At 40.6% G+C, this 12,361-nt stretch carries 10 protein-coding genes and 4 tRNA genes; 11 read left to right on the forward strand and 3 right to left on the reverse strand.

Annotated features, from left to right (window positions below; genetic code table 11):
• Positions 1-23: 23 nt before the first annotated feature.
• Genes AC4CUY_RS00665 through pilB form a run of 3 tightly spaced genes read right to left on the reverse strand, consistent with a single transcriptional unit; the run spans position 24 to position 3,877 of the window.
• Positions 24-905, reverse strand: a complete 882-nt coding sequence (locus tag AC4CUY_RS00665; protein WP_419359060.1) for a prepilin peptidase — start codon at positions 903-905, stop codon at positions 24-26.
• A 2-nt stretch (positions 906-907) separates the two neighbouring features.
• On the reverse strand, positions 908-2,140 hold the full coding sequence (locus AC4CUY_RS00670) for a type II secretion system F family protein (RefSeq protein ID WP_419359016.1): 1,233 nt from the start codon (positions 2,138-2,140) through the stop codon (positions 908-910).
• 27 nt (positions 2,141-2,167) lie between these two features.
• Positions 2,168-3,877, reverse strand: a complete 1,710-nt coding sequence (pilB, locus tag AC4CUY_RS00675; protein WP_419359014.1) for a type IV-A pilus assembly ATPase PilB — start codon at positions 3,875-3,877, stop codon at positions 2,168-2,170.
• Between the two features lie 276 nt (positions 3,878-4,153).
• On the opposite strand from pilB, the gene tpiA reads away from it, so the two are divergent.
• The 11 genes from tpiA (at position 4,154) to AC4CUY_RS00730 (ending at position 12,243) form a co-directional block, all read left to right on the forward strand.
• Entirely contained in the window at positions 4,154-4,948 is a 795-nt protein-coding gene (tpiA, locus tag AC4CUY_RS00680) for a triose-phosphate isomerase (protein ID WP_419359012.1), read from the forward strand.
• Between the two features lie 9 nt (positions 4,949-4,957).
• On the forward strand, positions 4,958-5,299 hold the full coding sequence (secG, locus tag AC4CUY_RS00685) for a preprotein translocase subunit SecG (protein ID WP_419359011.1): 342 nt from the start codon (positions 4,958-4,960) through the stop codon (positions 5,297-5,299).
• Positions 5,300-5,352: 53 nt separating this feature from the next.
• Positions 5,353-5,437 (forward strand) — tRNA-Leu (locus AC4CUY_RS00690).
• Positions 5,438-5,481: 44 nt separating this feature from the next.
• Positions 5,482-5,558, forward strand: a tRNA-Met gene (locus AC4CUY_RS00695).
• Positions 5,559-5,634: 76 nt separating this feature from the next.
• Positions 5,635-5,711: transfer RNA gene (locus tag AC4CUY_RS00700), tRNA-Met, on the forward strand.
• A gap of 100 nt (positions 5,712-5,811) precedes the next feature.
• Positions 5,812-5,888: transfer RNA gene (locus tag AC4CUY_RS00705), tRNA-Met, on the forward strand.
• A 202-nt stretch (positions 5,889-6,090) separates the two neighbouring features.
• Positions 6,091-6,615, forward strand: coding sequence for a ribosome maturation factor RimP (gene rimP, locus AC4CUY_RS00710; protein ID WP_419359009.1), 525 nt, complete (start codon positions 6,091-6,093; stop codon positions 6,613-6,615).
• A 34-nt stretch (positions 6,616-6,649) separates the two neighbouring features.
• A complete protein-coding gene (gene nusA, locus AC4CUY_RS00715) occupies positions 6,650-8,134 on the forward strand; it encodes a transcription termination factor NusA (protein WP_336952303.1) in 1,485 nt (494 codons plus the stop codon).
• A 10-nt stretch (positions 8,135-8,144) separates the two neighbouring features.
• A complete protein-coding gene (infB, locus tag AC4CUY_RS00720) occupies positions 8,145-10,853 on the forward strand; it encodes a translation initiation factor IF-2 (protein ID WP_336952302.1) in 2,709 nt (902 codons plus the stop codon).
• Positions 10,853-11,254 carry a ribosome-binding factor A gene (locus AC4CUY_RS00725; protein WP_336952301.1) on the forward strand — a complete coding sequence of 134 codons (402 nt, stop codon included), beginning with the start codon at positions 10,853-10,855 and terminating at the stop codon, positions 11,252-11,254. Before infB ends, AC4CUY_RS00725 begins: the two co-directional genes overlap by 1 nt.
• Before the next feature lie 398 nt (positions 11,255-11,652).
• Positions 11,653-12,243 carry a LemA family protein gene (locus AC4CUY_RS00730; RefSeq protein WP_151802279.1) on the forward strand — a complete coding sequence of 197 codons (591 nt, stop codon included), beginning with the start codon at positions 11,653-11,655 and terminating at the stop codon, positions 12,241-12,243.
• Positions 12,244-12,361: the final 118 nt, after the last annotated feature.

Here is a 12,361-nt window from a genome sequence, read left to right on the forward strand (position 1 = left end):
GCATTCCTAATACTGTGTTGAAATTATTGACCCAAATATACTTTCATAATTTGCTCACCCCATAGAAATGCAATCCATCCTGCGATGGCAATATAAGGACCGAAAGCAAAAGGGACATTTTCTTTACGAATCTTAAGTAAAATAATACCAATGATCGCACCCACCACAGAAGAAAGTAGGATAATTAACGGTAACATCAAGGGTCCCATCCAAGCGCCAAGTGCAGCAAGTAGCTTAAAGTCACCATAACCCATGCCTTCTTTGCCTGTGACTATTTTAAATAGATAGTAGACAATCCAGAGACAGAGGAAACCAATAATGTAACCCCAAATTGCAGCACTTGATGTTGTATAGAGATCGAATGAGTTAATGCCTAAACCGATGGCAGCCAAGGTTAAGGTAAAGCGGTCTGGGAGTAATTGAGTGTCAAAATCAATAAATGTCAGCGTGATCAGCACCCAAGTCAGCAGTACACCAAAAACCATTTGTGGTGTTGGGCCATAAACAGCAACCACTGTTAATGAACACACTGCAGTTAAAAGCTCAACAAATGGATAACGCATGCCAATTGGATTTTGACATGAAGCACATTGACCTCTTAAAGCTAACCAACTGATGACGGGTATATTTTGATACCAGCGAATCGGGGTTTTGCATTTGGGACAGGTAGAGACTGGTTGACTCAGGCTGAGTTTTTCTTCATCGAGAATAATCTGTTGTGAGCCCGCCAGTAATTGGCACTCAGCATGCCAATCCTGTCGCCATTCTTTTTCCATCATTTTTGGTGTGCGATAAATCACCACATTTAAAAAACTACCAACACACAACCCGAGAATACCAACTGTCAGATAGAGCGCTGTTGGGGATTGAATCATCAAATTTAATAAGTCATTAAGCATGTTCATCATTACCCACCAACCACTGAACCCATTTGGAAAATTGGCAGATACATGGCAATGACTAAGCCACCAACCAATACCCCTAATATCGCCATAATTAACGGTTCCATCATTGAGGTTAATCCATCCACAGCATTGTCGACTTCATTTTCAAAATGCGTTGCAACTTTGTCTAACATTGCATCCAATGCACCCGACTCTTCACCAATCGCCACCATTTGAATAGCCATAGAAGGGAACTTATTTGTTGCGCGCATGGCAAAGTTCAGTTGCTGTCCAGTGGCGACATCCTCACGGATTTTCATTACCGCTTGTTCATAAACCACATTATTGGTCGCGCCTGCAGTTGATTCTAATGCTTCGATGAGTGGTACCCCAGCAGCAAATGTTGTGGCAAGAGTTCGGCTATAACGTGCAATAATCGCTTTATAGACCAGATCGCCAAAAATAGGCAGTTTCAGTGCTGTCCGATCTAGAAAATTTTGGAATTTCTGACTGCGTTTTTTTGCTTCTAAAAAAGCTGTAATTACAACACCAATGAATAGAATTAGAAGAAACCAATATTTTTGCATCCAATTGGACATATTCACCACCATCTGCGTAAATGCGGGGAGGTCTGCACCAAAGGAGCTAAATAAATCCTGAAAGACTGGTACCACTTTGACCATTAAAATAATCGTCACAATAAGAGCGACGACAATCACAGAAATTGGATATTTCATGGCTTTTTTAATTTTTTGCTTCAGTAATTCACTTTTTTCTTTATAGATCGCCACACGATCAAGCATGGTTTCTAAGGCACCGGATTGCTCTCCGGATTCAACCAATGAACAGAACAAGTTGTCAAAATAGCGTGGATATTTTCTTAAAGCCCCTGCAAAGGTATTACCGCCTTCAACCTCACTTTTTATTCCTAATACAATTTCTCGCATAGAGGGGTTTTCTAGCCCTTCTGCAACGATTTCAAAGCTTTGTACTAAGGGGACACCTGCTTTCATCATTGTGGCGAGTTGACGAGTGAAAATGGTAATGTCTAAAGTAGAAATGCCTTTTTTCATTAAACCTTCAAAAATATTATTCCTTTTTTCTCGAATGGTTTTAATCGTAATGCCTTGTTTGCGCAGGGTGACTTTGGCAAGTGCCATATTACGTGAAGGTAATTCTCCTTTAACCTTGATCCCTTTGCGATCAACCCCGTCATAAGCAAATGTAGGCATCATTTGAGCTTTTTTAGCTGCCATCATAATTTCCTTGAATATTGATTATATTTATTCGCTGGTCACACGGTTAATTTCTTGTAAAGAAGTTAAGCCATTGATGACTTTAATTAAACCTGAACGTCTTAGATTATCAAACCCCAATTTCTCCGATGCCGCTGCAATTTGAAGTGCATTGCCATCTTCCATGATAATTTTTGAAATTTCAGGTGTTACTTTCATGACTTCATAGATCCCGACACGCCCTTTATAGCCTTCACGGCATTCACTACAGCCTACAGGTTGAAAAATTTGTAATTCAGGATTACTTAAGTCTTGTTCAGTAAAGCCCATTTCTAACAAACTCTGTCTAGGAATTTCAACAGGTGCTTTACAATGATTACATAAGCGTCTTGCCAATCGTTGTGCAATCACAAGATTCACCGAAGTGGCAATGTTAAATGAGGGTACTCCCATATTGCGTAAACGGGTCAACGTTTCTGGCGCACTGTTGGTATGTAGCGTAGACATCACCATATGACCCGTTTGAGCAGCCTTAATCGCAATTTCAGCAGTTTCAAGGTCACGAATTTCTCCGACCATGATAATGTCAGGGTCTTGACGTAAGAACGATTTTAGTGCGACTGAGAAAGTGAGACCGGCCTTGAGGTTAACATTGACTTGATTGATGCCTTCCAAGTTAATTTCAACTGGATCTTCAGCCGTAGAGATATTTGAACTTTCTGTATTCAGGATATTTAAGCCAGTATACAGGGAAACAGTTTTACCAGAACCTGTTGGCCCCGTGATGAGTAACATGCCTTGAGGTTTCTCTAAGGCCTCCATAAATAACGCTTTTTGCTTTTCTTCATATCCGAGCGCATCAATACCCAACATGGCACTTGATGGATCAAGAATACGCAGCACCAATTTTTCACCAAACAATGTGGGTAATGAATTCACACGAAAATCAATCGCTTTGGTTTTTGAGAGTTTTAATTTGATACGACCATCTTGCGGGACACGCTTTTCTGAAATATCCATTCTGGACATGACTTTTAGGCGTGATGCCAAACGACTTGCCAGTTGTAGGGGCGGATTGGTAATGGTTCTAAGCACGCCATCTACTCGATAACGCACTCGATAACTTTTCTCATAAGGCTCAAAGTGTAAATCTGATGCCCCCATACGAATCGCATCGACCAAGAGTTTATTGATATATTTAACAATAGGCGCTTCTTCTTCAGAGGCATCATCATCTTCAGATGGAGGTTGGTCATCGGTAGCAATGACATCAACATCAAAATCTTCATCACCAAAGTTAAAACTTTCTTCTACCGTAAAGTGTTTTTCTAATAGTTTTTCTAATTTATGGTGTTCAACAATAATCGGTTCAATATTCAGACCACAGTTAAAACGAATGGCATCCAGCGCTTCTATATTGGTCGGGTCACTGGTGGCAACATATAAAATATTACCGCGTTGCACCAAAGGGATCACTTTATGTTTGGTGACTAAATTTGGTTCAATAATCTCCTTGAGCAGCATTTCAGGATTAAAGCTGTCCAGATCAAAAATAGGCTCGCCAAACTCAACAGAGATCATTTCGGCAATGATCAGTGGTGGTATATTTAATTTTTCACTGAGATAAGCAACCATACTCACTTTATTTTTTTGAGCGTTACTGAGCGCATCTTTCATTTGCTGAGCAGATAAAAAACCTTCGTCGACTAAGCGACGGATATACCCCGAAAACTTAGGTGAACCATTTTGCATAGACATCCCCAAAACACATTAAATTTCATTTTATAATTGGAATACGAAAATTATACGATGATCCTTAGAAATATCTAGAATTAAACGTATTTTTATAGAAACATATTTAACAATAATTTGAGCCAATGTGGCTTTTTAGCATTATCTTTGAAATGTTTTATGTTTCTTGCGTTGTTATTAAAACATGACTTTAAATAAGATGACTGAATTGATAAAGAAAAAATACTTTTAAAATATAAATTCCGTGTAGAATGTGCACATTTTCGATAAAAGGTTAGATGTATGTCGAGTTCGACTATTACTCCTTGGGTTGTCGGCAATTGGAAAATGAACCCAATGCAAGCGAATTCGCAACAGCTCATTCAAGATTTAAATCAGTATTTACAACAAACACCGATTACAGAAAAACAATGTCATATTGGTGTTGCACCTATTTCTATTGCTTTATTGTCTGTACAAAAATTAATTAACGATGCAGATTCACCCATCAAAGTTGTCGCACAAGATCTTTCTCAAATGGCAGGCACAGGTGCTTATACCGGTGAAGTCAGTGCTGAGTTACTTAAAGACAGCCATATTGATTATGTGTTGATTGGGCATTCAGAGCGCCGAGAACTTTTTGGCGATGATGTTCAAAAAATTAAAGCTAAATTAGCCAATGCTTTAAATGCAGGGCTTCGCGTGATTTATTGCGTGGGTGAAAGCTTAGAACAACGTGAAGCAGGGCAGGCAGAGCAAGTGGTTTTACAACAAATTTGCGATCTCGCAGCAGTTGTAAAAGTAGAACAATGGCACAATATTGTGATTGCCTATGAACCGATTTGGGCAATCGGAACAGGTAAGACTGCTTCTCCGCAAGATGCACAGACAATGCATGCAAAAATTCGTGAAGGTTTAACTCAAATTACGGCTCAAGCTCAACATACTGCGATTTTGTATGGTGGTAGTGTCAAGCCTGAAAATGCAGTAGAGTTAGCTGCATGTCCAGATATCAACGGTGCACTGGTTGGTGGTGCATCACTTAATGCTGAGTCATTTTATAAAATTGCTCAAGCATTTGCTCAAACAGAAGAATAGGAGTTCAGCATGCATACATTTGTGCTGGTTGTACATATCATTTTGGCCGTTTTGATGATCGGGCTGATCCTCGTTCAGCACGGTAAAGGTGCAGATGCAGGTGCATCATTTGGTGGCGGTGGTGCTGCAACTGTATTTGGTGCCTCGGGTTCTGCAAGCTTTTTAACCCGTTTAACTGCAATTCTCACGGCTTTGTTTTTTATCACCAGTTTAAGTTTAGCGGTGTTTGCTAAAAAACAAACATCGGATGCCTATGGCTTAAAATCTGTACAGAGCAGTTCTCAAACCACAGCACCTGCACACGCCAATACGGGTGAAACTTCACCAACTGCACCAAAAACTGGCGAATAATGCCATTTAGTTCTTTCTTTTTCTGAATGATGCGACTAGAATGCGTCACAGCTGCGGTGGTGGTGGAATTGGTAGACACGCTACCTTGAGGTGGTAGTGCTTTCGGGCGTGGGGGTTCAAGTCCCCCCTTCCGCACCAACAATGAACCAGATTGTTGGTGTTAGCAGCTGAAAAAACATTGTTGCGGGATGGAGCAGTCTGGTAGCTCGTCGGGCTCATAACCCGAAGGTCGTTGGTTCAAATCCAGCTCCCGCTACCAATTTAATTAAGATGCAACTTAGTTAATGATAATGTAAGTTGAAAAATTTATATTATGTGTGAATTTGCAATGTTGTTGCGGGATGGAGCAGTCTGGTAGCTCGTCGGGCTCATAACCCGAAGGTCGTTGGTTCAAATCCAGCTCCCGCTACCATTTTGATTAAGGTGCAACTTAATCAAGCAAGAAATTCAATGTATCTGTCAATGATGGATTGAAAAAATTAAATTTCTTGTGTATAATTTTGCAACGCTGATGCGGGATGGAGCAGTCTGGTAGCTCGTCGGGCTCATAACCCGAAGGTCGTTGGTTCAAATCCAGCTCCCGCTACCAAGTTTCTAAAAGGGCTCACAGATAGGTGGGTCTTTTTTGCATAGTGAACTTCGGTTTACTGTGCGATAATAGGGGCGATTACGCCCTTTTTTATTGGCTATCGTGTGGTGTGGACATCAATTGGTCAAAAAGACATGCTTCACTATAGTAAGTTTGAATTAGTCCGATGAGCGATTGAATCGCACAAATATGACGAGAGTAAATGAAGCTATCAAATAAAACTCAAGCACTTCAAGATCTAATCACTCCTGCAGTGCAAGCTTGTGATGTAGAACTTTGGGGGATCGAATTTATTCCTCAAGGTAAGCGTTCTTTATTGCGTATTTATATCGATAAAGATGTGGTGGAAAATGCTGAACCAACGATTAATGAAAATGGTGAAGCAGAATTGGGTCGTGGTATTGGCGTACAAGATTGTGTACGTGTGACTCAGCAAGTTGGTGCAATATTAGATGTACATGATCCAATTTCAGGCGAATATGCTTTAGAAGTATCATCTCCAGGTTGGGATCGACCATTCTTCCAGTTGGCACAGTTAGAAAAATACATCGGACAACAAGTTGCATTGCGTTTGATTGCTGCAGTTGAAAATCGCCGTAAATTCCAAGCAAAATTAATTGCTGTAGATTTAGAAAATGAATTCATTCAAGTTGAAGTTGAACAACAGCACGTACTTGAGATCGATAGCAACAATATAGACAAAGCGAATTTGATCTTTCAGGATTAATCCAGAAATAGAAATCTGAATAAATAGGTGACTTATGGCACGTGAAATTCTCACCGTCGTTGAAACGGTAAGTAATGAGAAAGGTGTAAGTCGTGAAGCAATTTTTGAAGCGCTTGAACAGGCTTTGGTTGCAGCGACAAAAAAGAAATTCTACGAAGGAACGAATTCGGAAGAAGCTCAGTTACGTGTAGAAATTGATCGTAAGACAGGTGATTACAGCACTTTCCGTCAATGGGAAGTTGTTGCTGATGAAGATCATGAAATGCCAGCATGTCAAGATGCGATTTCTGATGTTGATCCTGCTCAATGGTCAATTGGTGATATCCGTGAGTTAGAAGTACCATCAATTGATTTTGGTCGTATTGCAGCACAGATTGCCAAACAAGTAATTGTGCAAAAAATTCGTGAAGCTGAACGTGCTTTAGTGGCGGATGCTTATGAAGCTAAAGTGGGTGAACTGATCTACGGTGAAGTGAAAAAACAAACCAAAGATGGCTTCATTATAGACTTAGGTGATAACGCAGAAGCCTATTTAGCACGTGAAGAAATGATTCCTAAAGAAATTCTTCGCCCTAAACAGCGTATGAATGCAATTCTTTATAATGTGAACCGTGAAGGTCGTGGTGCGCAATTATTGTTGTCACGTGCTAAACCTGAAATGCTGATTGCATTAATGAAAAAAGAAATTCCTGAAATTTCTGAAGAAATCATTGAGATTAAAGCAGCAGCACGTCAACCAGGTGTACGTGCAAAAATTGCGGTTAAGACCAACGATCATCGTATTGATCCAGTCGGTGCGTGTATTGGTATGCGTGGTACACGTATCCAAGCGGTTCAGTCTGAATTAAATGGTGAACGTATTGATGTTGTCGTGTGGTCTGATGATCCGGCTCAATATATCGCAAGTGCTTTAGAGCCTGCGGATGTATCTGGGATTGTGATTGATGAAGATGCACGTACAGCAGACATTATTTTTGCAACCAGTGATCAACTTGCGCGAGCAATTGGATCACAAGGTCAAAACGTCCGTTTAGCATCAGAGCTTACGGGTTATAAATTAGATATGATGCTTGAAGATGAGTACCGTGCTCGTCAACAAAGTGAAGCTCAACAGTATTTAGACATGTTTGTAACACGTCTTGATATTGAAGAAGATCTTGCAATGGCTTTAGTAGAAATGGGCTTTACCTCACTTGAGGAAATTGCTTATGTGCCTGCGGAAACTTTCGATGAAATCGAATTAGATGCGGATACAGTTGAATTGCTACAAAGTCGTGCAAAAGAAGCAGCTTTGGCTGATGCATTAAAGCAACAAGAAGATATTCAGGACCCAAGTCCAGAACTTGTTGCGATGGAAGGAATGACTTCTGAAATTGCGCATGCTTTAGCAGCACGTGGTGTGGTAACAATCGATGACTTAGCTGACCAAGCAACGGATGATATTTCTGATATCGACGGTTTAGGCGCTGAGAAAGCAGGTCAATTGATTATGAAAGCACGTGAATCATGGTTTAACTAGGAGGTAATACATGACGGATAAGTCAATTCAAGAGTTAGCGGTCAGCGTAGGACTTCCTGTTGCAAAGCTCCTTGATCAGGTGCGTGAAGCTGGATTGCCACAAAAACAGGCTGAAGATAAAATTTCTACTGAACAGCAAGATGTTCTCGTGAACCATTTGAAAAAAGCACATGGTCAAGATACGGGACAAGCAGGACAAATCACGTTGAAACGTAAAACGACAAGTACGGCTAAAGTTGCGAGTACTTCAGGTAAAGCGAAGACAATTAACGTAGAAGTTCGTAAGAAACATACGTTTACTAAGCCAGATCCTGAGCAAATCAAAGCGGAAGCTTTGGCTAAAGCTCAAGCAAATGCTCAAGCGACGTCAACTCAAAAAGTACAGCAAAATACTGTTGTGGCTGGAGTTGAAAAGACTGAAAGCTCAGCGAAAGCGAATTTAGAAAAAATGCGTGCTGCTGCAAAACAACAAACTGCTGCAAAAGAAACACCAAAAGCAGCTGTTGTTGTAAAACGTAAATCGACCAATAAGCCGATTACTAAAGCAACAGTAAAAACAATTGAAACCCCTGAGCAGAAACGTGCACGTGAAGCTCAAGCAGCACAACTGAAAGCGACTGAAGAAGCAGCTCGTCGTAAGTCGGCAGAAGAAGCTCAACAGCGTACGCTTGAGCAAATGCGTCAAATGGCGTCTAAGTATTCTTCTGATGAAACTGCGACAACGATTCGTGTAGTTGATGATTCACCGTTGGCTGCAGGTTTGGTTGGTCAAGCATATGAAGACTCATTTGCAAAAGAAGACCGTGAAATCAAACGTGGTACCAATACTGCAAATACACGTTCTCCTAAGAAAGGTGGTCGTCGTGGTCAGGAAGAGCAATCTTTCAGCCATAACCCGCATAAACGTGGTTTAAAAACCAGTCAAGCGAATAAACATGGTTTTGAGAAACCAGTTAAAAAGCAAGTTTATGACGTTGAAATTGGAGAAACTATTGTTGTTGCAGACCTTGCAGCAAAAATGGCAGTTAAAGTTCGTGAAGTAATTAAATCACTGATGAAAATGGGTGAGCTTGTTACTCAGAACCAAGCCATTGAGCAAGAAGTTGCGGCATTAATTGTTGAAGAAATGGGTCACAACCCAGTTCGTGTATCTGATACACAAGCTGAAGATAACTTACTTGAAGCAGCTGAAGAAGCACGTGGTGCACAAACAACACGTGCGCCAGTTGTGACAATCATGGGTCACGTTGACCATGGTAAGACATCGTTACTGGATCGTATTCGTCGTGCCAAAGTTGCGCAAGGCGAAGCGGGCGGGATTACACAGCATATTGGTGCTTATCACGTTAAAACGGATAAAGGAATTATTACTTTCCTGGATACGCCTGGACATGCTGCATTTACTGCAATGCGTTCACGTGGTGCCAAAGCGACTGATATCGTGGTACTTGTTGTTGCAGCGGATGACGGTGTAATGCCACAAACTGCGGAAGCAATTGACCATGCACGTGCTGCGGGTACTCCAATTATTGTTGCAATCAATAAAATGGATAAAGAATCAGCTGATCCAGATCGCGTATTGAATGAATTGACAACCAAAGAAATCGTGCCTGAACAATGGGGTGGTGACGTACCAGTTGCAATGGTTTCAGCACACTCAGGTCAAGGTATCGACGAACTTCTAGATTTGATTTCAATTCAAGCTGAAATGTTAGAGTTGAAAGCATCTGAAGAAGGTGCTGCACAAGGTGTTGTGATTGAAGCACGTGTAGACAATAGCCGTGGTGCGGTAACGTCTATTCTTGTTCAAAATGGTACCTTGAAAGTAGGTGACTTGGTTCTTGCGGGTGCATCTTACGGTCGTGTTCGAGCGATGACCGATGAGAATGGTCAACGTATTCAATCTGCAGGTCCTTCAATTCCAGTTGAAATTTTAGGTCTTCCAGAAGCGCCAATGGCGGGTGATGAAGTTCTTGTTGTTAATGACGAGAAAAAAGCACGTGAAGTTGCCGATGCGCGTATGGACCGTGAGCGTCAAAAACGTCTTGAACGTCAAAGCGCAATGCGTCTTGAGAACATCATGGCATCAATGGGCAAGAAAGATGTGCCGATTGTAAATGTTGTTCTTAAAACTGATGTACGTGGTACCTTGGAAGCACTACATGTTGCACTTGCTGATCTTGCAACTGACGAAGTTAAAGTACGTGTAATCGGTTCGGGCGTGGGTGCAATCACTGAGTCTGATGTGACCCTTGCTGAATCTTCAGAAGCGGTACTTCTTGGCTTTAACGTACGTGCAGACAATACCGCGCGTCAAAAAGCAGATGCAGATGGTATCGACATTCGTTACTACTCAATCATCTATCAACTTATTGATGATGTGAAAGCAGCAATGAGCGGAAAACTTGCACCTGAACACCGTGAAACAATTTTGGGTGTTGCAGAAGTTCGTGAAGTATTCCACTCAAGTAAGTTTGGTGCTGCTGCAGGTTGTATGGTGCTCGAAGGTGTATTACATCGTAATAAACCAATCCGTGTACTACGTGATGATGTTGTGGTATTCCAAGGCGAGCTTGAATCTCTTCGTCGCTATAAAGAAGTGGTTGAAGAAGTTCGTGCTGGTATGGAATGTGGTCTTGCAGTAAAAGGTTATAAAGACATCAAAGCACTTGATAAAATCGAAGTGTATGATGTTCAGTTGATTAAACGGAGTCTTTAATGGCGGGTAGTCAACGTCTTAAGCGTATGGCGGATACGGTACAACGTGAGTTGTCAGAACTGATTCGCCAAGAGCTTAAAGATCCTCGCTTAGGTGGTCTTGTGACCATCTCTGCGGTGAAAGTGAGTCCAGATCTGGGTTATGCAGAAGTTTACGTTACCGTGATGGGGCGTGAACTTGGCGATGAGCAAAGTGAAGTGGCAAATAAAGAAACTTTAGATGTCTTAAATAAAGCATCTGGTTTCTTACGCCACGAATTAGGTCGTCGTATCAAAACTCGTATAACGCCACGTTTGCGCTTTCATTATGATAAAACCAATGCCTATGGTAACTATATGTTTGGTTTAATTGCAGAAGCAGTGAAAGATTTGCCTGAGCAACAAGACGAAGAAGAAAAGTAAACTTAAACAATAAGCCACCTGAGGGTGGCTTTTTTGTATCTTTAAAAGATGTTTAAACTCTAAATGAATAATTTAAATAAAAATAAAAAAATAAAGCTAAAAATTTATCTGCTGATGATCAGATTATAATTTCATGAGTAAAACACTAGATCAGCTTGATCAACGCGCAGAGTTTTTGGGCGATAGCAATGCAAAGTGAATTTAGTCAGGTCTAGATAATTTTAAACATTTAAAAAGGTTTTGGTTTAAAGCATTCTTCAGCAATTTCTATCAAACATGCAAAAATTTAATTGTCTCGTCTTTGGCTAGGTAGCAGAAATTAAACAAAACTTTGCCTTAAACTGTATAGAATGCAGAGATATCAACAAATACAAATAAATATCTTTGAGGAATTGGCAATGAATTCAATGAAAAAAGGTTTAGTTGCACTTACACTGGCAAGCACCTTAGCTTTTTCAGGTTGTGGCTATAACACTTTGCAAGCTAAAGATGAGTCTGTAAATGCGGCATGGTCTGAAGTTGAAAACCAATATCAACGTCGTGCAGATCTAGTCCCTAACTTGGTGAATGTGGTTAAAGGTTATGCAACCCACGAAGAAAAAGTTTTAACTGAGGTGACTGAGGCACGTGCCAATGTCGCAGGTTTAAAAGTAGACAAAGAAGTATTGAACGATCCTGAATTGTTTAAAAAATATCAAGAAGCACAATCACAAATGACAGGTGCATTATCACGTCTTTTAGCGGTGACAGAAAATTATCCAGATTTAAAAGCCAATGAACAATTCCGTGATTTACAGGTTCAATTGGAAGGGACTGAAAACCGTATTAGTACTGCACGGACACGTTATGTTGCATCTGTTCAAGATTACAATACCTATGTGCGTCAATTCCCTCAGGCAATGACTGCTAAAGTGATTGGTATGAAAGCTAAACCGAACTTTAGTGCTGAAGCAGGTGCATCGAAAGCGCCAACAGTTAATTTTAATTAATGATGTGATTTTATTTCTCTGTCTTTAACGCTTGAGATAAAAGATAGTGGGAATATTTTTCATTATTCAATAAAAGGTGAACTATGATTGAATGGCGAGAAAAATCAGTAATGAAAAA

This window comes from Acinetobacter sp. 778_lipA, from assembly GCF_058242985.1.